The organism is Stutzerimonas sp. CXK-1, from assembly GCF_057738225.1.
In genome coordinates, this window is the sequence record NZ_CM173217.1 from 1,052,056 (window position 1) to 1,073,872 (window position 21,817).

Genomic DNA, 21,817 nt, shown 5'->3' on the forward strand with positions numbered 1-21,817 from the left:
ATGGCCTCGATTCAGTCGCTGCTACAGAACGCCGAGCTGCCCGGCTCGCCGAGCGCGCGCCTCGATGCCGAATGGTTGCTCGCCGCCGCGCTGGGCAAGCCCGCGACCTACCTGCGGACCTGGCCTGAGCGCGAGGTGCCTGCCGAGTGCGCCGAACGCTTCGCCGGCATGCTCGCCCGGCGTCGCCAGGGCGAGCCGGTGGCCTATATCCTCGGCCGCCAGGGCTTCTGGAGCCTGGATCTGGAGGTCGCGCCACATACGCTGATACCCAGGCCGGATACCGAGCTGCTCGTCGAGACTGCCCTTGCGTTGCTGCCGGACAAGGCCGCACGGGCGCTGGACCTTGGCACCGGTACCGGGGCGATCGCCCTGGCCCTGGCCCGCGAGCGGCCAAGCTGGCAGGTTGTCGGTGTGGATCGTATTGCCGAGGCCGTGGCCCTGGCCGAGCGCAACCGCCTGCGCCTGCGCCTGGGCAACGTCGCCTTCAGCCAGAGCCATTGGTATCAGGCACTGGCCGGGCAGCGCTTCTCGCTGATCATCAGCAATCCGCCCTATATCGCGGCGAGCGATCCGCACCTGGGCGAAGGCGACGTGCGCTTCGAACCGCCGAGCGCGCTGGTCGCAGGCGCCGACGGGCTGGACGACATTCGTAGCATCATCGGCGGTGCTGCGCAGCATCTCCTGCCGGGTGGCTGGCTGCTGCTCGAGCACGGCTACGATCAGGGCGACGCCGTGCGTGCGTTGCTGCAGGGCGCCGGCTTCGTCGAGGTCCGCAGCTGTCGTGATCTCGGTGGGCACGAGCGTGTCAGCCTTGGCCGTTTGATTGGGCAACCTAGCGAGGCACCGCATGCTCAGTGACGAAGAACTGCTGCGTTACAGTCGGCAGATCCTGCTCAAGCAGGTCGATGTCGAGGGCCAACTGCGGCTCAAGGCCAGCCGGGTGCTGGTGGTCGGGCTCGGCGGGCTCGGTTCGCCGGTGGCGCTCTACCTGGCGGCCGCCGGCGTCGGTGAACTGCACCTGGCCGATTTCGACCGCCTCGACCTGACCAACCTGCAGCGCCAGATCGTGCATGACAGCGCCGCGCTGGGACAGCACAAGGTCGACTCGGCCATGGCCCGGCTCGAGCGGCTCAACCCCGAGATCACTCTCGTCGCGCATCGCGTCGCGATGGATGCCGATACCCTGACGGCTGCCGTGGAGGCGGTCGATCTGGTGGTCGATTGCACCGACAACTTCGCCGTTCGCGAGGCGGTGAACGCGGCGTGCGTGGCTGCGCGCAGGCCATTGGTCAGCGGCGCGGCGATTCGCCTCGAGGGCCAGTTGTCGGTGTTCGATCCGCGTGACGCTTCGAGCCCCTGCTATCACTGCCTCTACGGCCACGGCAGCGAGGCCGAGTTGACCTGCAGCGAGGCCGGCGTGCTGGGCCCGCTGGTGGGGCTGGTCGGCAGCCTGCAGGCGCTCGAGGCGCTGAAACTGCTGGTCGGTTTCGGTGAGCCGTTGGTGGGGCGGTTGTTGTTGATCGATGCCTTCTCGACGCGCTTCCGCGAGCTGAAGGTGCGCCGGGACCCGGCCTGTACGGTCTGCGGTAGCCATGCCGGCTGATGCGGCCGCGCCCGTCGGGGTCTTCGACTCCGGCGTTGGTGGCCTCTCGGTGCTGCGCGAGATTCGGCAGCGTTTGCCGCACGAGGCGTTGCTCTATGTAGCTGACAGTGCGCACGTTCCCTATGGCGAAAAGACACCCGATTTCATCCGCCAGCGCTGTCGTGCCATTGCCAGCTTTCTCCTCGACCGGGGGGCCAAGGCGCTGGTGCTCGCCTGCAACACGGCCACCGCGGCCGGCGTGGCCGAGTTGCGCGAGTTGTATCCGGAGGTGCCCATCGTCGGTATGGAGCCAGCGGTCAAGCCTGCCGCGCGGGCGACACGTAGCGGCGTGGTGGGTGTGCTCGCTACCACCGGAACACTGAAAAGCGCGCGTTTCGCCGCCTTGCTCGACCGCTTTGCCAGCGATGTCAGGGTGATCACCCAGCCCTGTCCGGGCTTGGTGGAGCGCATCGAGGCGGGCGATCTGCAGGGACCGGTCACACGCGCGCTGCTTGCCGGCTGGGTCGAGCCGCTGCTGGCGCAAGGCTGCGACACGCTGATTCTCGGTTGCACGCACTACCCATTCATCAGGCCGCTGCTCACTGAGCTGGTACCGCAGGATGTTCAGCTGGTCGATACCGGTGCGGCGGTGGCGCGCCGGCTCGAGCAGTTGCTTGCTTCCAGTGGCCTGCTGAACCACTCTCAACGGCAGCAGCCGGCGCGCTTCTTTTCCAGCGGTGCGCCGGGCAGGCTGGCCGAGGTATTGCCTTTGCTCTGGGGCGATGAGGCAGACGTACAGGTTTGCCCGGTCTAGGAACTCCTGCCGACGCGACGCCTCAGAATCAGAGCTAACCTAAAACCAACGGTTATAGAAATAAGGAAGTTACGGATGAACAAGCTGATCTCTCTCGGGCTGGCTGCTGCGCTGGGTGTCATGCCGTTCGCCGGTGCTCATGCGATGGGCATTACCGGCGCCGTGGGCGCTACGGGCGAATCGACGATGACCTATCGTCTGGGCCTCCAGCACGATTTCGGCAAGAGCTGGTTCCAGAGTTCCACCGGCCGGCTCACCGGCTACTGGGATGCCGCATATACCTACTGGGAGGGCGACGAAACCTCCGCCAACCACAGCCTGTCGCTGGCGCCGGTATTTGTTTACGAATTCAACGGTGACTCGGTTCGCCCGTACATCGAGGCGGGTATCGGTATCGCCGGGTTCGAGAGCACCGAAATCGAGGATCGCGACCTGGGCTCGTCCTTTCAGTTCGAGGATCGGATCGGCCTCGGCCTGCGCTTTGCCGGTGGCCATGAGGTCGGCATCCGGGCGCTGCATTATTCGAATGCAGGGCTGAAGAACCCCAATGATGGCGTGGAGAGCTACGCGGTTCACTACCGCATGGATTTCTGAGCCAGCGTTCAGCCGGCGAGCGGAGCGGACGCCGCTCGCCGGGTGCCTCAACTCAAAGCGTTTCGTCCAGCTGCTTGTTCTTCCAGCCTTCGGCACCGGGAAGCAGCACGTTCAGCAAGAGCGCCACGATGGCGGCGAGGGAGATGCCGGAAAGGCTGAACTCGCCGTTGCCGACGACCATCCCGCCAATCCCGAACACCAGGGTCACCGAGACGATGATGAGGTTGCGTGCCTCGGACAGATCGATCTGGTGACGGATCAATGTGCTCAGTCCGACTACCGCGATGGAGCCGAACAGCAGGCAAAGAATGCCGCCCATCACCGGCACCGGAATACTCAGCAGGGCCGCGCCGAACTTGCCGATGAAGGCCAGCACGATGGCGAATGCCGCCGCCCAGGTCATGATCTTCGGGTTGTAGTTCTTCGTCAGCATTACCGCGCCGGTAACCTCGGCATAGGTGGTGTTCGGCGGGCCGCCAAAGAGTCCCGCGGCCGAAGTGGCCAGCCCGTCGCCCAGCAGTGTGCGGTGCAGCCCAGGGTTTTTCAGATAGTTGTTGCCCGTGACGCCGCCGATGGCGACCACGCCGCCGATGTGCTCGATGGCGGGAGCCAGCGCGACCGGCACCATGAACAGAATGGCGCCAAGGTGGAACTCCGGCGCGACGAAGTTGGGTACGGCAAGCCAGGGTGCGGCGAGCATGCCGCTGGTATCGACCACGCCGAACGCCAGTGCCAGCGAGTAGCCGACGAATACGCCGGCCAGAATCGGTACCAGGCGGAACAGCCCCTTGCCCAGGACGGCCACCAGCAGTGTGGTAAGCAGCGCCGGCATCGAGATGAGCATGGCCGTGCCGTAAGGCACCAGTTCGGTCGCGCCGTCGCCGGATTTACCCATGGCCATGTTGACGGCCACCGGCGACAGCGCGAGGCCGATCGAGATGATCACCGGGGCGATCACCACCGGCGGCAGCAGGCGGTCGATGAAACCTGCGCCCTTGATGCGCACCGCGAAGCCCAGTAACACGTAGACTAGGCCCGCCGCAACCACGCCGCCGAGCACGGCGGGTAGGCCGAATTCGCCCTTGGCCGCGATGATCGGCGCGATGAAGGCAAAGCTCGAGGCCAGAAACACCGGAACTTGCCGCCGGGTGACCAACTGAAACAGCAAGGTGCCCAGGCCTGCGGTAAAGAGGGCGACGTTTGGATCCATGCCCGTGATCAGCGGCATGAGAACCAGCGCACCAAAGGCGACGAACAGCATCTGTGCGCCAGCCAGTACCTGGCGGGCCAAGGGCTCCTGAGTGCCTGTCATGCTCAGACGTCCTTCTGCTTGGTGCCGAAGATCTTGTCGCCGGCGTCACCGAGCCCCGGCACGATATACCCGTGCTCGTCGAGTCGCTCGTCCACGGAAGCGGTATAGATGGTGACGTCGGGATGCGCCTTGTCCACGGCGGCGATGCCCTCGGGTGCGGCGACCAGGACCAGTGCACGGATCTCGCGACAGCCCGCCTTCTTCAGCATGTCGATGGTGGCAACCATCGAGCCGCCGGTGGCCAGCATGGGGTCGATGATGATCGCCAGGCGCTGTTCGATTTCCGGAACCAGTTTTTCCAGGTAGGTCTGCGCCTGCAGGGTCTGTTCATTGCGCGCGATCCCGACAGCACTGACCTTGGCGCCGGGGATCAGGCTGAGCACGCCGTCGAGCATGCCGATGCCGGCGCGCAGGATCGGCACCACGGTGATCTTCTTGCCGGAAATCTTTTCCACCTGGACCGGGCCGCACCAGCCGTCGATGCTGTATTGCTCGAGCGGCAGGTCCTGAGTTGCTTCATAGGTGAGGATCGAGCCGACTTCCTGGGCCAGCTCCCGGAAGTTCTTCGTGCTGATATCGGCTCTGCGCATAAGGCCGAGTTTGTGACGGATCAGCGGGTGGCGGATCTCTCGAATAGGCATGGGGGGCTCCGGCGGGGTGATTAACCGGCGTAGAGTAAAGCATCGCCGGGCCACGGGCTATGTGGCTTGGCTCATCCGCGCGACTTGCCGCGTGAGGTTCGGGTGGGTATCTTGCCGCCCCTTCCTGGTCGGCTGGATTCGATGGCTTTCCTGACCGCTTGGTCAGCCATGGAGCAGCGTCTTTTACCGGCCGTGGCGCACATCAATTTCAGTGGGGAATCGCGATGCCTGTCGATCTCGAACATATCCGTCAAGTCATGGCAGAGAGCGACTGCCTTTACAGCGAAGCCGAGGTGGAGGCTGCCATCGATGCGGTCGCCGAAAAGATCAACGCGGAACTGGCCGAGCGAAATCCGGTGGTGTTCTGTGTTATGAACGGAGGGCTGATCTTCTCCGGCAAGTTGGTTACCAAGCTCAACTTTCCGCTCGAGCTGTCGTACCTGCATGCGACCCGTTACCGCAACGAGACCAGCGGCGGTGAGCTGTTCTGGAAGGCCAAGCCGGAAATCTCGTTTATCGACCGTGACGTGCTGATCATCGACGACATCCTCGACGAAGGGCACACGCTTGGCGCCATCATCGACTTCTGCCGCCACGCGGGCGCAGCTGCCGTGCACACCGCCGTGCTGATCGACAAGGATCACCAGCGCAAGGCGCGTCCGGATCTGAAGGCCGATTACGTCGGCTTGAGTTGCATCGATCGCTACATCTTCGGCTATGGCATGGATTACAAGGGCTACTGGCGCAACGCGCCGGGTATCTACGCGGTCAAGGGGTTGTAACGGCTGGTTTCCCGCTCCGCCCCTTCCGGGCGGAGCCGCTGGGCCGGCAGGCCTGTTTCCTTTCTCCCCACCTGTGGCCATGCGAAACGTAACGGTCGCAGTTCGTCCCCCTGTTTGGCTGCCCTCTGTGGTCCTTGCCCTGCGACCTTGGTTGGGGGTGGCGCTCACCGATATTGATCTCCTCGACACTTTCGTCACAGAAACCGCGACCTTGCATCCGACCGCTCTGCGGCGGGCTTTCCCGTTCGAAAGAGTGCGGCTAAGCTCAAGCGCAGTCGCTTAGTCGCGGCATTTTGATATTGCCCGCAAAGCCAGCGCCTAGCGGGCTTTTCATACTTAAGGATGACAAAGCAAATCAAACCTTAGTGCGCTTAACCCACTCTTTGCGTCTGGGTAGGGTTGACGTACTTCGAACCAACCAGGAGCGCCTCATGACAAAAACAACAAGGCAAGGAATCTTCCGGCCCACATCCCTTGCTCTCGCAATCGCGCTGAGCACTGCTGCACCGGCTTACGCGGTTACCTTCAATATCGGCGAGATCGAGGGGCAGTTCGACTCCTCCATGTCGATTGGCGCCAGCTGGGCGATGGACGACCCGGACATGGATCTGGTTGGTGCGGCCAATGGAGGAACTGGCTTTACTCAGACTGGCGATGATGGTCGTCTGAACTTCAAGAAGGGCGAGACCTTCTCGAAGATCTTCAAGGGCGTGCACGACCTGGAGCTGCGCTATCGCGACAGCGGCGCCTTCATTCGTGGCAAGTACTGGTACGACTTCGAACTGAAGGACGAGAGCCGACTGTTCAAGGACATCAGCGACAGCAACCGCAAGGAGGCTGCACAGTCCTCCGGTGCCGAGATTCTCGATGCGTTCCTCTACCACAACTACTACCTCGGCGACCTGCCCGGCACGGTTCGTCTGGGCAAGCAGGTGGTGAGCTGGGGCGAAAGCACCTTCATCGGCAACTCGATCAACTCGATCAACCCGCTCGACGCCGCGGCCTTCCGGCGCCCTGGCGCGGAGATCAAGGAAGGCCTGATTCCGGTCAACATGTTCTATGTCTCGCAGAGCCTGACCGATCGCCTGAGCATGGAGGCGTTCTATCAGCTGGAGTGGGACCAGACGATCATTGATAACTGTGGGACGTTCTTTTCTGGGGCCGACGTGGCGGCCGATGGCTGTGATACCAATTACAACGTCGGCCCCGCTGCGCTTGCGGATGTACTGAACAGCGACCTCGGAGCCTTCGCCAGCGCCGCAGGCGTCACCTACACGAATGAGGGGGTAATGATCCCGCGCGGCGGCGATCGAGACGCGAGAGACTCGGGGCAGTACGGTCTGGCGTTGCGTTGGCTAGGTGATAGCACCGAGTATGGTGCCTATTTCATGAATTACCACAGCCGAACGCCGATCTTAAGCACTCATACAGCGGGGCTTTCAACGTTTGCGGCCGCTCAACAAGCCGGGGAAGCCACCGGCGCCGCAATTCTGACGCCCGTTATACAGCAGATTTTGGCAGCTTCTCCTGGATTGACTTTGGCGCAGGCAACGGCAATCGCTCAAAGTACCGCTGCAGGCCCGCTCGCTGCGGCTGCAGGTGAGGCGGTCGGCGGGGCGGTCGTGCTTGGGAATGGACAGTATTATCTGGAATATCCTGAAGACATCCGCCTTTATGGCTTCAGCTTCTCGACAACTCTCCCCACCGGTACGGCCTGGTCCGGTGAGATCAGCTATCGTCCTAATGCCCCGATACAGATCAATACGACAGACGTCACTCTCGAACTGACTGATCCAACTCGTGCAGGGCTGGACAACCGTGGCTATAACCGCAAGGAAATTACGCAGTTGCAGACCACCTTTACGCACTTCTTCGATCAGGTGCTGGGGGCGGGGCGTGTGACGGTGGTTGGTGAGATCGGCTACGCACATGTGGGTGGTCTGGAAAGCACGGCCGACGTGCGTTACGGACGCGATGCAATTTACGGCACGCCGACCGATCCAGCAGCGTTGGCTGCCAATGGCCGTCACGGTTTTGTAACCGCAGACTCCTGGGGTTACCGCCTGCGCGCCATTGCTGACTACAACAACGTCTTCGCAGGCATCAACTTCAAGCCGAACCTGTCGTTCTCGCATGACGTCGACGGCTACGGCCCGAACGGCCTCTTCAATGAGGGCGCCAAGGCAGTCAGCGTAGGGCTAGATGCTGAATATCAAAATACCTACACCGCCAGCCTGTCCTATACCGACTTCTTTGGTGGCGACTACAACATGCTTACCGACCGCGACTTCCTGGCCTTCAGCGTAGGCGTCAACTTCTAAGGAGACAGTGTGCTGCCGGCGGCCGATGCCCGGTCGTCGGCCTTAAAATTTTCGGCCCGGTTGTCGAACACGATCAAGAGGAACTGGAACCTATGAAAACAACAAGAAAGCTATTCAGTGTCTTGGCCTTTTCCCTGCTCGCGAGCAGCGTGATGGCGGCGGTATCCCAGGAAGAGGCCGCGAAACTCGGCGACTCGCTAACCCCGCTGGGCGCGGAGAAGGCGGGTAATGCCGACGGCACGATTCCGGCCTGGACGGGTGGCCTTTCAACCGATGCGGCGCCACTCAAGGGCGGGCACCTCACCAATCCGTTCAAGAATGAGCAGCCGAAGTTCGTGATCACGGCTCAGAACGTCGATCAGTACAAGGACAAGCTGACTGCCGGTCAGCTGGCCATGTTCAAGCGTTATCCGGAAACCTACAAAATCCGGGTATTTGAAACCCACCGCAGCGCAGCGCTGCCCGATTCGATCTACGAAGCCGCCAAGAAGAGTGCGCTGAACGCCGAGCTGGTGGAAGGTGGCAACGGCATCGCCAACTTCACGGAGAGCCGCTACTACGCATTCCCGATTCCGAAGAACGGCCTGGAAGTCATCTGGAACCACATCACCCGTTACCGCGGCGGCAATGTTCGTCGCAACATCGTGCAGGCGACCCCGCAGACCAATGGCAGCTACACGCTGGTGCACTTCGAAGACGAAGTCGCATTTCCCAGCGATATGTCCGATCTGGATCCGGAACGCGCCAAGAATGCGCTGCTGTTCTTCAAGCAGCGCGTGACCGCTCCGTCGCGTCTGGCCGGTAACGTGCTGCTCGTGCACGACTCGCTCGATCAGGTAAAGGACCCACGTCAGGCCTGGATCTACAACGCAGGTCAGCGTCGCGTTCGTCGCGCCCCGCAAGTCGCCTACGACGGCCCGGGTACCGCTTCGGATGGCATGCGTACCACCGACAACTTCGACATGTTCAGCGGCGCGCCGGATCGCTACGACTGGAAGCTGATCGGCAAGAAGGAACTGTATATCCCCTATAACAGCTTCGATATCGCCTCCAGCGACCTCAAATACGACGATGTGATCAAGGCAGGCCACGTCAACCAGGACCTGGCGCGTTACGAATTGCACCGTGTATGGGAGATCGAGGCCAACCTCAAGAGCGGTGAGCGCAACATCTACGCCAAGCGTCGCTTCTTCGTGGACGAGGACACCTGGACGATCGTCCAGTCCGAGCTTTACGACGGGCGTGGTCAGCTTTGGCGCGTGGGTGAGGGCCATATGCTGCAGTACTACCAGCACAAGGTTCCGGCCTACGCCTTCGAGGCGCTGTACGACATCATTTCCGGCCGCTATATCGCGATCGGCATGAGCAACGAGGAGAAGCCGTTCGACTGGGGCTACAAGGCATCGGCCCGCGACTTTACTCCTGCAGCGTTGCGCAACGCAGGTGTTCGCTGATAGCGAGATATCGCGCTGATGAATCGAGGCGGCCAATCGGCCGCCTTTTTTTGTTGTGCTGAGCCAGCGGTGCTAGGTTCGCAAGAGCCCCAGGTTGCGGCTGTGATCGACAAACCCTTTCGTTTGCGGCAGTTTTGCCAAGGACGACAGCTTGATCGGCGCCCAGCGCCGTCGGTTCGATGGACTGAACAATTCCAACAAGAGATGCTGCCATGTCCGTAAGCTTCCTGCCGGATGCCATGACTGGCGAGGCGCCAGCACAGGTGCCGGGGCCAGTGATTCCACGGCTGCCGCCTGTTCATGTCGCGCGTCCGCGACTATCCGATGCGCTGCTTTCCTGTGATTGCCGTTTGCGACTGGTGTGTGCGCCGGCCGGCTTTGGCAAGAGCGTGCTGATGAGCGAGTGCGCCCGACAGGTGCCTGGCGACACCTTGCTGGTGTGGCTCGATATCGGCGGGCGCGCTCTTTCCGTCGACCAACTCTACGCGCGGCTTGCTGCCGCACTGGGACACCCCCCGGCGGCGGGGCAGTCGCGCGAGGATGTCCTGCGGCTGCTGGGCCATGTGCGCCAGCCGCTCTGGATCATGCTCGACGACTATCCGCGCCAGCCAAGCCCCGAGTTGGACGAGTGCCTCGACATGCTGCTCGAATTCGGTCCCGAGTCGATCAGCTGGTGGGTAACCAGTCGCCGCCAGCCAGCCTGGAAATTGCCGCGCCTTCTGCTTCAGGGGCATCTGTTCGAGTGCGAAGCCCAGGCGCTCGCCTTTACCCCCGATGAGCTCGGGCAGTTGCTGCGAGCGCATCGTTTGCAGCTGCCGGGGGACAGTTTCCAGCAGCTGCTGCAGGGGACGGAGGGCTGGCCGGCAGGTGTCTGCCTGTTGCTGCTCAATGCCGATGAACAAGCCGTGCGCGAACGCCTGGTAGCCGGCACGCCATTGCTGCGTGACTACGTGCAGCGCGAGGTGCTCGATGGACAGAGTGACGAGATCAGGCGTGCGCTGTTCGCGCTGGCGCGTTTGCCACGCTTTTCCGCCACGCTGTGCGATCACGTGCTCGACGGTATCGATGGGCGGATTCTGGAAACCCTGAGCACCTACCAGCTGTTCGTGCGTCAGATCGATAACTGCGGCGAGTGGTTTCGCCTGTGGCGGCCGCTGGCTCTACTGCTGCAGCGGCTGCCCGAAGCGGTTTCGTCCAGCCACATCCATCTGCGCGCCTGTCAATGGTTCGCCAGCCGCGACGAAATGCGCGAGGCGGTCGAGCACGCACTGTGGGCTGGCCAGCCGGAAGTGGCGGCCAACTATCTGCAGCGCTACGGCCAGGAGCAGCTGCTGATCGGCGACAACGTGTCGCATTTTCTGAAATGGCGCAGCCAGTTGCCGCAGGATCTGTTCGTCAGCACAACGCGCCTGATCGTGTTGCAAGGCTGGGCGCTGATCGTTTCGGCGCGCCTGGATGAAGTAGATGAATGCCTCGCCGAACTGGCCAAGTTCTTTCCGCAGCCGGATGCGCGTCGCCAGGCTCAGCTGCTGGCGCATTGGCAGGCCCTGCGCGGTTTCGTGGCGCGCCTGAGGGGCGACCCCGCTGCCCGCGAGCATTGCATGCAGGCGCTGGAGGTGCTGACCGATCATGCCTGGGCCCAGCGCGTGCTCTGCTATCAGACGTTGTGCCAGCAGGCCATGGCCGAGGGCAGCCTGGAGCTGGCACAGCATTACAACAGCGAGGGCATGAAGCTGGCGCGGCTCAAGGGCAGCGTCATCTACGAGACCATGCTGAACGTGGACCGTGTTCAGTTGCTGGAGCTGACCGGCGAGTTCGAGCGGGCTGTCGGGGTGCTGGACGAGGCCATCAGAATGCTGCGCGACACCGTGCGTCACAGCCCGATTATTGGCCGCCTGCAGTTGCTGCAGGGACACCTGCTCGCGTATCAGGGGCTCGACGATCCGGCGCGCGAAGCATTCCAGAAGGGGCGGGTGGAAACCGAGACCTGTGGCGACTCCTACACCTTCTTCGGTTATGTCGGGCTTGCCGAGCTGGCCGCACGCAACCACGAATTCACTGATGCCTATCACTGGTTGCGGGAGGCCGAGCGGCTGACCCAATGGCGTCACGTTCCGGAGGCCCGCTTTCGCGGCATTCTGCGCTTGATGAATGGTGTCGCCTGGCTGCACCAGGGCGATCTGGCCAAGGCGCGCAGCGCCATGCAGCAGGTATGCGAGCAATACGCCGAGGGTGGGCATCTGGCGCCTTCCGGTTTCTACGAGTTGCTGCCACGCGCGAGGCGTTACCTGGCACTGCTGGATCTTCTCGAAGGGCGCCCCGAGCAGGCGGCGGCTGCGTTGCGGCAGCTGATCGACGAGAACCTGCAGGCGCAACGACTCGGTCTTGCCTGCGAATGCCGCTTCACCCTGGCCGAAGCCTTGTTTGACCAGGGCGCGCTGAACGACGCCGAGCAGGAGTTGCGCAAAGCCCTTGGCGAGGCGCTGCGCCAGCAACTGGTCAAGCCGTTGTACGAACTCCATCATCGGCAGCCGCAGTGGCTGGCGCGAATCCTGCCCGCCGCAACCAAGGGTGAGAGCCTGCGGGATCGCTTGCTACAGTACGAGCGTTCGCCGGAGGACATGGTCGTTGCCAACGATGACATGCTGCTGAGCAACCGCGAGCTGACGGTGCTCCGGCTGATCGCCCAGGGCTGCTCCAACCAGGAGATCGCCGAGCAGCTGTTCATCTCGTTGCATACCGTCAAGACCCATGCACGACGGATCAATACGAAACTCGGCGTGGCGCGCCGGACCCAGGCAGTTGCCAAGGCCAAGGCGCTCGCCTGGCTCTGAGCGCGCAGCAAGCCAGGCCGCCCGAGGTATCGGCGGCCGCGAAAATCCGTTCTGTTGTTATTGGTTTACGGGCGGGGGCGTCAGAGGGCGGGGCGCAGTTCGCCCGCCGTGGGCAAGGGAGGCTCGCCGTACTCGATCGCCAGGCTGAACTTCAGGCTGGTGATCAGGCGCTGCAGCTGCGTCTGATCGCGCCATTGCGCAGCGCTGATATACCGTTTGACCGCCACGCCTTGCGCCCCGGTCAGCGTCAGCAGAATGCTGCCGTCTGGTTTCTCGATACTGAAATTGACGTTGTAGCCTGGCTGAAAGGCGTCGCTGATCTCCTGAAACGAGCTTTTCATTGCGCAGTACCTGTGTGTAGTGGCTGCGACTAGAGACCTGCGGCAGTCGAGACAGTTTCATCGCCGGCTGCCGAGTGGTCCTGCACGGACGTCGCACCTCAGTCGGCTGTGCTGGAAAGCTCCGTCAGAACATCGGGGTTGCCCTTGAAGGCCTTGGCGAACACCTCTCGATTCTTCGCCATGAAGATGCCGAGCTCCTCGGCATGGCGCTCCTCGAGCGATGGCGCGGCGGCATGAAGCACTGCGGTGAGCGCTTCGGCCAGTTCCAGCATCTTGTCATGACGATCGGCTTCGGCTTTATCCATGAACAGGCGCTCCACATCCCGGCTACTGCGATAGACCACTTCGACGGCCATTGGCTACCTCGGTTAGGTTGGCAAATACTGTTTGTATATACAGCTTAATGGCCTTGCTGGCAGTTGGGAAGCTGCTGCGTGCCGGGGCTGCTCGGTTCAATCGGTAAATTCGCCCTCCAGGTCCGTGGCGCCAAAGCTGAGGGTACTGGCGCGATAGCCGCTGCGCAGGGTGGGAAGTGGCAGGCAGCTCTGCCAGCTGGCGCCTGCCTGCAGGTCGGCCGGAAGCGAGTAGTCCGGTTTCTCGAAGCTGCCCTGGGCGACATTCAGGCGTGAATTCGGTACGTAGGCGGCAATGCGCCAGCTGAGCTGGCTAACGCGCCTGTCGCTGTGATTGGTCAACCGTGCCAGCAAGGGGCGGGCGGCCGGGCATTGCCTGGGCTCGTAACTTATCGTCACCTCGAGCCGTTCAAGCAGCCGTGCCTGCTGGCGGTCCTGCAGGATTGCCCAGCCAACCACCAGCGCGAACGCCGCCGCAGCGCCCAGCGATATGGGCAGCGCGCGCAGCGGGTAGCGCAGCAACAGGATGAACCACAGGAGGATGAGCAAGGCACCGATCAGCATGAGCGCTCCTTTGGCCAGAGCAGTGGCCCGCATGAGGGGCGGGCAACGTTCGCGCCGACAGACTAGTCGCGTGGCAGGCCATGCGCCGCAAGGCGCTCCAGTGCGGCCCGCAGTCGCGGGTCGTCGATACCTTCGGCGCTGGCTTTTATGTGTTCCGCCGACGCTTGGGAAATCTGCGTCGGCTGACGAGGAGCCGGCCTTGTCGGTTGCGGAGGCTGCACGCGGAACAGAATACGTTGCAGGCCGGCAAATGCCTCGTGCGTCTCCAGCTGGCGCTGCAGGCGACGCTGCTGATAACGCAGGCGCGTCGCCCAGTGCCCATCGGTGATGATCAGCAGCAAGCAGCCCTCGCGCCACGAGGCTACCCGGCAGTGAGGACGCGCAGCGGGTTGCAGCTGGCTTTCGACGATCTGCTGCAGCCGGTCGAGTCGTTGCGCTTCGCCGAAAAGCGCTCGCAGCGGCTTGGCTTCGCGCAGAAGAACCAGCGGGGGGCGTGCGGTGAGAGGGCGCAATGCCATTACGGTAGCGTCTCGAGGTTGCCGGGCTCTGGATGGTAGCAAAAGGGATGGGGCGTCGCAGGCTGGCTGCGGGCTGCCGCTGCGCAACCGTGCCGCTTTTCACGAGTACGTTTCCGAGTAGAATGCCCCCTTTGCACGCGGGGCCAGCCGGCGCCGTCGTGCCTCCATCCCCAGCATGGAAACCCTTTTCGATATGTTTGCGCCTTTATTGAAGAAACTCTTTGGAAGCAAGAACGAGCGTGAAGTCAAGCGCATGCTCAAGGCGGTGCAGGCCGTCAACGCGCTCGAAGAGCAGATGGTGTCGCTCAGCGATGAGCAGCTGCGAAGCAAGACCGAGGAGTTCAAGGCGCGTCTGGAAAAGGGGGAGACCCTCGACAAGATTCTTCCCGAAGCCTTTGCCGTCTGCCGCGAGGCGGGCAAGCGCGTCATGGGCATGCGTCACTTCGACGTCCAGCTCATCGGCGGCATGACCCTGCATGAAGGGCGCATTGCCGAAATGCGCACCGGCGAGGGCAAGACGCTGGTGGCCACGCTGGCGGTGTACCTCAACGCGTTGTCCGGCAAGGGCGTGCATGTGGTCACGGTGAACGATTACCTGGCCCGGCGAGACGCCAACTGGATGCGCCCGCTGTACGAGTTCCTCGGCCTGTCGGTCGGCATCGTCGTACCGTTCCAGCCGCCGGAGGAAAAGCGCGCCGCTTACGCCGCCGACATTACCTACGGCACCAATAACGAATTCGGTTTCGATTATCTGCGCGACAACATGGCCTTCAGCATGGCCGACAAGTTCCAGCGGGAACTGAACTTTGCCGTGATCGACGAGGTGGACTCCATCCTCATCGACGAGGCGCGCACGCCGCTGATCATCTCCGGTCAGGCCGAAGACAGCTCCAAGCTGTACATGCAGATCAACCAGCTGATTCCGCGCCTGAAGCAGCACATCGAAGAAGAAGAGGGGGTCGTCACGCAGGAAGGCCATTATTCGATCGATGAGAAGACACGGCAAGTCGAACTCAACGAGGCCGGGCACCAGTACATCGAGGAACTGCTGACCCAGGCCGGTCTGCTCGGCGAGGGCGAGAGCCTGTATTCGGCGCACAACCTCGGCCTGCTGACCCACGTTTATGCCGGTCTGCGCGCGCACAAGCTGTTCCATCGCAATGTCGAGTACATCGTGCAGAACGGCCAGGTGATCCTGATCGACGAACACACCGGCCGTACCATGCCGGGGCGTCGCCTCTCCGAGGGGTTGCACCAGGCGATCGAGGCCAAGGAGGGCGTGAACATCCAGGCCGAAAGCCAGACCCTGGCTTCGACCACCTTCCAGAACTACTTCCGTCTCTACGCCAAGCTGTCCGGCATGACCGGTACGGCGGATACCGAAGCCTTCGAATTCCAGCAGATCTACAACCTGCCGGTGGTGGTCATTCCGACCAACCGGCCGATCGCACGCAAGGACTACAACGATCTGGTCTACCTGACCCAGGCCGAGAAATACGCGGCGATCATCACCGACATCAAGGAATGCCAGGCGCAGGGTCGACCGATACTGGTCGGCACGGCCTCGATCGAAAGCTCCGAATACGTTTCGCAGCTGCTGCAGAAGGAAGGTATCGCCCACCAGGTACTCAACGCCAAGTATCACGACAAGGAAGCCGAGATCATCGCCCAGGCGGGTAAGCCGGGTTCGGTGACCATTGCCACGAACATGGCCGGTCGGGGTACCGACATCCTCCTCGGTGGTAACTGGGAGGTCGAAGTCGCCAAACTCGAGGCCCCGACCGAAGAGCAGATTGCGCAGATCAAGGCCGATTGGCAGAAGCGTCACCAGCAGGTGATCGAGGCGGGTGGCCTTCACGTCATTGCATCCGAGCGTCACGAATCCCGTCGTATCGACAACCAGCTGCGTGGCCGTGCCGGCCGTCAGGGGGACCCGGGCTCCAGCCGCTTCTACCTGTCGCTGGAAGACAACCTCATGCGCATCTTCGCCTCCGATCGGGTGAAGAACTTCATGAAGGCGCTGGGTATGGAAGCGGGCGAGGCGATCGAGCACCGCATGGTCACCAATGCCATCGAAAAGGCCCAGCGCAAGGTCGAAGGCCGCAACTTCGACATTCGCAAGCAGCTGCTCGAGTTCGACGACGTGGCCAACGAGCAGCGCAAGGTCATCTACCACATGCGCAACAGCCTGCTGGCGGCTGACGACATCGGGCAGACTATTGCCGAGTTCCGCGAGGACGCGCTGAGCAACGCCATCAGCTCGCACATCCCGCCGCAGTCGCTACCAGAGCAGTGGGACATCCCCGGTCTCGAGGCGGTGCTCTACAGCGATTTCGGTCTGCGTCTGCCGGTCCAGCAGTGGCTCGACGAAGACGAGAAACTCTACGAGGAGACCTTGCGCGAGAAGATCATGCAGGCGCTGCTCGAGGCGTACCGCGAGAAGGAAGAGCTGGCGGGTGCCGAGGCCCTGCGCACGTTCGAGAAGCAGATCGTGCTGCGTGTGCTGGATGACCTGTGGAAGGACCATCTGTCCACCATGGATCACCTGCGTCACGGCATTCACCTGCGCGGTTACGCGCAGAAGAACCCGAAGCAGGAGTACAAGCGCGAGTCTTTCGCGCTGTTCCAGGAGCTCCTGGAATCGATCAAGCGCGACAGCATCCGCGTACTGTCCCATGTGCAGGTGCGCCGCGAGGACCCGGCCGAAGAGGAAGCGCGTCTGCGTCGCGAAGCCGAGGAGCTGGCGCAACGCATGCAGTTCCAGCACGCCGAGGTGTCAGCGCTCGAGGAATCGCAGGACGAACCGGCTGAAGGCGAGCAGGACGGCGCGTCGAACGTCACGCCGATTCGCAGCGAGCCGAAGATCGGCCGCAACGAGCCGTGCCCCTGCGGCTCCGGCAAGAAGTACAAGCACTGTCACGGGCAGGTGCAATAGCCCCCCTGCCAGGCAGGTATCCGCGCCGCGACCGGCCAACCGCCGCTCGCGGCGTTTTTCTCTGTTGATCGGGCGGTCCGGGTGGGTCGCCACAAGTTGAGGAGTGCGTTCAATGGCTGTCGGTCTCGGTCCTCTACCCAAACTGCATCCGGTTCCAGGCTTTGCGCTCGGGATCGCCTCGGCGGGCATCAAACGTCCCGGCCGCAAGGACGTGGTGGTCATGCGCTGCGCCGAGGGCTCGCGCATTGCCGGCGTGACGACCACCAACGCGTTCTGCGCAGCGCCAGTGATCGTCACCCGCGAACGTATGCAGGGCGAAGTTCGCTATCTGCTGACCAACACCGGTAACGCCAACGCCGGCACCGGTCCGCAGGGCTTGGCCAATGCGCGCCGGACCTGCACGGCGCTGGCCGCGCTGACGGGCGTAGCGGAGGAGGCGGTGCTGCCGTTCTCGACTGGCGTCATCGGCGAGCCGTTACCGGTGGAGAAGATCGAGGCCGCTCTGCAGGCCGCGCTGGACGACCTGGACGAGGATCACTGGGCCCAGGCCGCCAGCGGCATCATGACCACCGACACGCTGCCCAAGGGCGCCAGCCGCCAGTTCCAGCACGACGGTGTGACTGTGACCGTGACTGGCATCAGCAAGGGCGCCGGCATGATCCGTCCGAACATGGCCACCATGCTGGGCTACATCGCTACTGACGCCAAGGTCGCCCGCGAAGTGCTGCAGGACCTGGTGCGTGATGCGGCAAACAAGTCGTTCAACCGAATCACCATCGATGGCGATACCTCGACCAACGATTGCTGCATGCTGATCGCCACGGGCCAGGCCGCGCTGCCTGAGATTACCGAGGCCTCCGGTGAACTGTTCGGCAAGCTGAAGCAGGCCGTGTTCGAGGTGTTCATGGAGGTGGCCCAGGCCATCGTCCGTGATGGCGAGGGTGCCACCAAGTTCGTCACCGTGCAGGTCAACGGCGGCGGCAACCATCAGGAATGCCTGGATGTCGCCTATGCCGTGGCTCACTCGCCACTGATCAAGACCGCGTTGTTCGCTTCCGACCCGAACTGGGGGCGCATCCTCGCCGCGGTTGGCTATGCCGGCGTGCCGAACCTGGATGTCAGCCTGATCGACGTGTATCTCGGCGAGGTCTGCATCGCCAGCCAGGGCGGGCGTGCCGCCAGCTATACGGAAGAGCAGGGCGCGGCGGTCATGGCCCGCGAAGAGATCACCATCCGGATCGAGCTGGGCCGTGGTGACTGCAGCGAGACGATCTGGACCACCGATCTGTCCCACGAGTACGTGAAAATCAACGCGGAGTACCGCACCTGAGCGATCCGGCCGCTCAGTTAGCGCCTGCCGACCGGACCGAGGCCGGCAGGCTGGAGTCACAAGCGATGCAACGAATCCACGTGGCCGCCGCTGTCATTCGTGACGCACAAGGGCGCGTCCTGATCGCCAAGCGCCCCCTGGACAAGCACCAGGGCGGGCTCTGGGAATTTCCCGGTGGCAAGGTCGAGGCCGATGAATGCGTCGAGGTGGCACTCGCCCGTGAGCTGCACGAGGAGCTGGGCATCCATGTCACGCAGGCGCAGCCCCTGATTCAGGTGCGGCACGACTACCCGGACAAGCGGGTTCTGCTGGACGTTTGGGAAGTCACTGCGTTTGCCGGCGAGCCTCACGGCGCCGAGGGACAGCCACTGGCATGGGTTGAGCCGGGCGAGTTGGTGCGTTACCAGTTTCCAGCGGCGAACCAGCCGATCATTGCCGCCGCGCGGCTGCCTCGGCGTTACCTGATCACCCCGGACGGCCTCGCGCCGCAGCAAGTGCTCGACGGCCTGGCCCGGGCGCTGGAGGCGGGCATCGAGCTGGTCCAGCTGCGTGCTCCGTCGCTCTCGGCGCAGGACTACCGGGCGCTGGCGCAGCGCGCCCAGACACTGTGCGCCGGGCGTGCCCAGCTGATGCTCAAGGGGCCGCTGGAATGGACTGAGGATTTCCCGGACGCCGGCTGGCACCTGACAGCCCGCCAGTTGCGCGAGTGCATTGGCCAGGCGCGTCCCCTGCCGGCTGAGCGCTGGCTGGCGGCGTCTTGTCATGATGCGGACGAGCTGGCGGCGGCCGCGTCGTTGGCGGTAGATTTCGTCACGTTGTCGCCGGTGCATGCAACGGCCAGCCATCCGGACGCGCAGCCGCTCGGGTGGCCGCGCGTGGCGGAGTTGCTGCTAGGCTTCAACGGGCCCGCCTATGTGCTGGGCGGTCTGCAGCTGTCCGATACCGACCAGGCACGGCGCGTCGGCGCTCAGGGCATCGCCGCGGTGCGGGCATTCTGGCCGGGTTGAACTGCCGCGCTGCTGCCGGAGTCGATAGCCGGCCACTGGCGCAGGCGATCGATAGGTAAAGACAATCGGCGCTATGCCCTTAATCAATTAACGACATGCCGCGGGCTGCGTTATCGTAGGCCCCGTCAAATTTCTGAACCCCCTAAAGGAGTTAGCAGATGTCCCTGATCAACACCCAGGTCCAACCGTTCAAAGTCAACGCCTTCCACAACGGCAAGTTCATCGAGGTTACCGAGGAGTCCCTGAAGGGCAAGTGGTCCGTGCTGATCTTCATGCCGGCTGCCTTTACCTTCAACTGCCCGACCGAGATCGAAGACGCTGCCAACAACTACGCCGAGTTCCAGAAGGCCGGCGCCGAGGTGTACATCGTCACCACCGACACCCACTTCTCGCACAAGGTCTGGCACGAAACTTCGCCGGCCGTTGGCAAGGCCCAGTTCCCGCTGATCGGTGACCCGACTCACCAGCTGACCCGCGCCTTCGACGTGCACATCGAAGAAGAAGGCCTGGCGCTGCGCGGTACCTTCCTGATCAACCCGGAAGGCGTGATCAAGACCGTCGAGATCCACTCCAACGAGATCGCTCGCGACGTCTCCGAGACCCTGCGCAAGCTGAAAGCCGCCCAGTACACCGCCGCTCACCCGGGCGAAGTCTGCCCGGCCAAGTGGAAGGAAGGCGAGAAGACCCTGGCTCCTTCGCTGGACCTGGTCGGCAAGATCTAAGGCCTACGCCTCGCTTGCTGTAGAAGGCACCTCCGGGTGCCTTCCCTATGACGCCTGGACGCGACCCGTCCGGGCGTTTTGCTACCTGTTACCCGATGAGGTGCTGTTGATGCTCGATGCCAATCTCAAGACCCAACTGAAGGCCTACCTGGAAAAGGTCACCCAGCCGTTCGAGATCGTCGCTTCGCTGGACGACAGCGCCAAGTCCGAGGAAATGCTCGCGCTGCTGAACGACATCAACGGCCTGAGCGACAAGATCAGCCTGAACACCGCCGGCAACGATGCGCGCCGGCCGTCGTTTGCCCTGGTGCGCCACGACCGCGAGATCGACCTGCGTTTCGCCGGCCTGCCCATGGGCCATGAGTTCACCTCGCTGGTGCTCGCGCTGCTGCAGGTCGGCGGCCACCCGTCGAAGCTGGCGCCAGAACTGATCGAGCAGATCCAGGCGCTCGAGGGCGAATACCGCTTCGAAACCTACTTCTCGCTGTCCTGCCAGAACTGCCCGGACGTGGTCCAGGCGCTGAACCTGATGGCGGTGCTCAACCCCAACATCCACCACGTGGCCATCGACGGCGCGCTGTTCCAGGACGAGGTCGAAGCGCGGCAGATCATGTCGGTGCCGAGCCTCTACCTCAACGGCGAACCCTTCGGCCAGGGCCGCATGGGCGTCGAGGAGATCCTCGCCAAGCTCGACACCGGCGCCGGTGCGCGTGATGCCGAGAAGCTCAAGGCCAAGAGTGCCTTCGACGTGCTCGTCATCGGTGGTGGCCCGGCCGGCGCTGCGGCGGCGATCTACGCCGCGCGCAAGGGCATCCGCACCGGCGTCGCCGCCGAGCGCTTCGGCGGCCAGGTGCTGGACACCATGGCCATCGAGAACTTCATCTCGGTGAAGGAAACCGAAGGCCCGAAACTGGCCCGCGCGCTCGAAGAACACGTGCGCGAGTACGAGGTCGACGTGATGAACCTGCAGCGTGCCAGCCAGTTGGTCCCGGCGGGCGACGACGGCCTGCACACCGTGCGGTTCGACAACGGCGGCGAGCTCAAGGCCAAGACCCTGATCCTTGCTACCGGGGCGCGCTGGCGCGAGATGAACGTGCCCGGCGAGCAGGAATACCGCGGCCGCGGCGTTGCCTACTGCCCGCACTGCGATGGCCCGCTGTTCAAGGGCAAGCGCGTGGCGGTGATCGGCGGCGGCAACTCCGGCGTCGAGGCGGCGATCGACCTGGCCGGCATCGTCGCCCACGTCACCCTGCTGGAGTTCGGCGAAAGCCTGCGGGCCGACGCGGTGCTGCAGCGCAAGCTGCAAAGCCTGCCGAACGTGACCATCCTGACCATGGCGCAGACCACCGAGGTCAAGGGCGACGGGCAGAAGGTCACCGGGCTGGTCTACAAGGACCGCCACAGCGACGAGGTCCACGACCTCGAGCTCGAAGGCATCTTCGTGCAGATCGGCCTGCTGCCCAACAGCGACTGGCTCAAGGGCACGGTCAACCTGTCGCGCTTCGGCGAGATCGAGGTCGACGCCAAGGGCCAGACCAACATCCCCGGCGTGTTCGCCGCCGGTGACGTGACCACGGTGCCCTACAAGCAGATCGTCATCGCCCTCGGCGAAGGCGCCAAGGCCTCGCTGTCGGCCTTCGACCACCTGATCCGCAGCAGTGCCCCGGTGATCTGAGGCGCGAAAGCGGCATGAAAAAGGGAGCGGACCGCAAG

19 protein-coding genes are annotated in these 21,817 nt (G+C 63.4%); 13 read left to right on the forward strand and 6 right to left on the reverse strand.

Annotated features, from left to right (window positions below):
• The 4 genes from prmC to AC0KXH_RS05000 all read left to right on the forward strand — a co-directional run bounded on the left by prmC (position 1) and on the right by AC0KXH_RS05000 (position 2,990).
• On the forward strand, positions 1–858 hold the full coding sequence (prmC, locus tag AC0KXH_RS04985; protein ID WP_488224269.1) for a peptide chain release factor N(5)-glutamine methyltransferase: 858 nt from the start codon (positions 1–3) through the stop codon (positions 856–858).
• Complete coding sequence (locus AC0KXH_RS04990; protein ID WP_488224270.1) at positions 848–1,603, forward strand: molybdopterin-synthase adenylyltransferase MoeB; 756 nt, start codon at positions 848–850, stop codon at positions 1,601–1,603. The genes prmC and AC0KXH_RS04990 overlap by 11 nt, the downstream gene beginning before the upstream one ends.
• Complete coding sequence (gene murI / locus AC0KXH_RS04995; protein ID WP_043218921.1) at positions 1,593–2,396, forward strand: glutamate racemase; 804 nt, start codon at positions 1,593–1,595, stop codon at positions 2,394–2,396. The genes AC0KXH_RS04990 and murI overlap by 11 nt, the downstream gene beginning before the upstream one ends.
• 75 nt (positions 2,397–2,471) lie before the next feature.
• The gene (locus AC0KXH_RS05000) at positions 2,472–2,990 is read left to right on the forward strand and encodes an acyloxyacyl hydrolase (RefSeq protein WP_043218922.1); all 519 of its coding nucleotides are present in this window, start codon (positions 2,472–2,474) and stop codon (positions 2,988–2,990) included.
• A 52-nt stretch (positions 2,991–3,042) separates the two neighbouring features.
• On the opposite strand, the gene AC0KXH_RS05005 is transcribed toward AC0KXH_RS05000, so the two are convergent.
• Together AC0KXH_RS05005 and upp are read right to left on the reverse strand one after the other, a co-directional pair.
• Entirely contained in the window at positions 3,043–4,302 is a 1,260-nt protein-coding gene (locus AC0KXH_RS05005) for a uracil-xanthine permease family protein (protein ID WP_041107472.1), read from the reverse strand.
• Positions 4,303–4,304: 2 nt separating this feature from the next.
• A complete protein-coding gene (upp, locus tag AC0KXH_RS05010) occupies positions 4,305–4,943 on the reverse strand; it encodes a uracil phosphoribosyltransferase (RefSeq protein ID WP_041107470.1) in 639 nt (212 codons plus the stop codon).
• A gap of 224 nt (positions 4,944–5,167) precedes the next feature.
• On the opposite strand from upp, the gene AC0KXH_RS05015 reads away from it, so the two are divergent.
• The 4 genes from AC0KXH_RS05015 (at position 5,168) to AC0KXH_RS05030 (ending at position 12,334) form a co-directional block, all read left to right on the forward strand.
• Positions 5,168–5,725 (forward strand): hypoxanthine-guanine phosphoribosyltransferase, encoded by a 558-nt coding sequence (locus AC0KXH_RS05015; RefSeq protein WP_041107468.1) that lies wholly within the window; start codon positions 5,168–5,170, stop codon positions 5,723–5,725.
• Positions 5,726–6,156: 431 nt separating this feature from the next.
• Positions 6,157–8,046, forward strand: coding sequence for a DUF1302 domain-containing protein (locus AC0KXH_RS05020; protein WP_488224271.1), 1,890 nt, complete (start codon positions 6,157–6,159; stop codon positions 8,044–8,046).
• A gap of 92 nt (positions 8,047–8,138) precedes the next feature.
• Complete coding sequence (locus tag AC0KXH_RS05025) at positions 8,139–9,500, forward strand: DUF1329 domain-containing protein (RefSeq protein WP_041107464.1); 1,362 nt, start codon at positions 8,139–8,141, stop codon at positions 9,498–9,500.
• 212 nt (positions 9,501–9,712) lie between these two features.
• Positions 9,713–12,334 carry a LuxR C-terminal-related transcriptional regulator gene (locus AC0KXH_RS05030; RefSeq protein WP_488224272.1) on the forward strand — a complete coding sequence of 874 codons (2,622 nt, stop codon included), beginning with the start codon at positions 9,713–9,715 and terminating at the stop codon, positions 12,332–12,334.
• Between the two features lie 80 nt (positions 12,335–12,414).
• Here AC0KXH_RS05030 and AC0KXH_RS05035 read toward each other — a convergent pair whose 3' ends face one another.
• The 4 genes from AC0KXH_RS05035 to AC0KXH_RS05050 all read right to left on the reverse strand — a co-directional run bounded on the left by AC0KXH_RS05035 (position 12,415) and on the right by AC0KXH_RS05050 (position 14,110).
• Positions 12,415–12,675, reverse strand: a complete 261-nt coding sequence (locus AC0KXH_RS05035) for a DUF3509 domain-containing protein (protein ID WP_041107460.1) — start codon at positions 12,673–12,675, stop codon at positions 12,415–12,417.
• Positions 12,676–12,773: 98 nt separating this feature from the next.
• The gene (locus tag AC0KXH_RS05040) at positions 12,774–13,031 is read right to left on the reverse strand and encodes a YebG family protein (protein ID WP_041107458.1); all 258 of its coding nucleotides are present in this window, start codon (positions 13,029–13,031) and stop codon (positions 12,774–12,776) included.
• A gap of 96 nt (positions 13,032–13,127) precedes the next feature.
• Complete coding sequence (locus AC0KXH_RS05045; protein WP_043218931.1) at positions 13,128–13,592, reverse strand: hypothetical protein; 465 nt, start codon at positions 13,590–13,592, stop codon at positions 13,128–13,130.
• Positions 13,593–13,654: 62 nt separating this feature from the next.
• Entirely contained in the window at positions 13,655–14,110 is a 456-nt protein-coding gene (locus AC0KXH_RS05050; protein ID WP_043218932.1) for a DciA family protein, read from the reverse strand.
• A gap of 193 nt (positions 14,111–14,303) precedes the next feature.
• Between AC0KXH_RS05050 and secA the strand changes: the two genes are divergently transcribed.
• The 5 genes from secA (at position 14,304) to ahpF (ending at position 21,779) form a co-directional block, all read left to right on the forward strand.
• A complete protein-coding gene (secA, locus tag AC0KXH_RS05055; RefSeq protein WP_061338299.1) occupies positions 14,304–17,045 on the forward strand; it encodes a preprotein translocase subunit SecA in 2,742 nt (913 codons plus the stop codon).
• A 112-nt stretch (positions 17,046–17,157) separates the two neighbouring features.
• A complete protein-coding gene (argJ, locus tag AC0KXH_RS05060; protein ID WP_041107450.1) occupies positions 17,158–18,375 on the forward strand; it encodes a bifunctional glutamate N-acetyltransferase/amino-acid acetyltransferase ArgJ in 1,218 nt (405 codons plus the stop codon).
• Positions 18,376–18,440: 65 nt separating this feature from the next.
• Complete coding sequence (locus AC0KXH_RS05065) at positions 18,441–19,382, forward strand: Nudix family hydrolase (RefSeq protein ID WP_488224273.1); 942 nt, start codon at positions 18,441–18,443, stop codon at positions 19,380–19,382.
• Positions 19,383–19,540: 158 nt separating this feature from the next.
• A complete protein-coding gene (gene ahpC, locus AC0KXH_RS05070) occupies positions 19,541–20,104 on the forward strand; it encodes an alkyl hydroperoxide reductase subunit C (protein WP_041107447.1) in 564 nt (187 codons plus the stop codon).
• A 109-nt stretch (positions 20,105–20,213) separates the two neighbouring features.
• Positions 20,214–21,779 (forward strand): alkyl hydroperoxide reductase subunit F, encoded by a 1,566-nt coding sequence (gene ahpF, locus AC0KXH_RS05075; protein ID WP_488224274.1) that lies wholly within the window; start codon positions 20,214–20,216, stop codon positions 21,777–21,779.
• Positions 21,780–21,817: the final 38 nt, after the last annotated feature.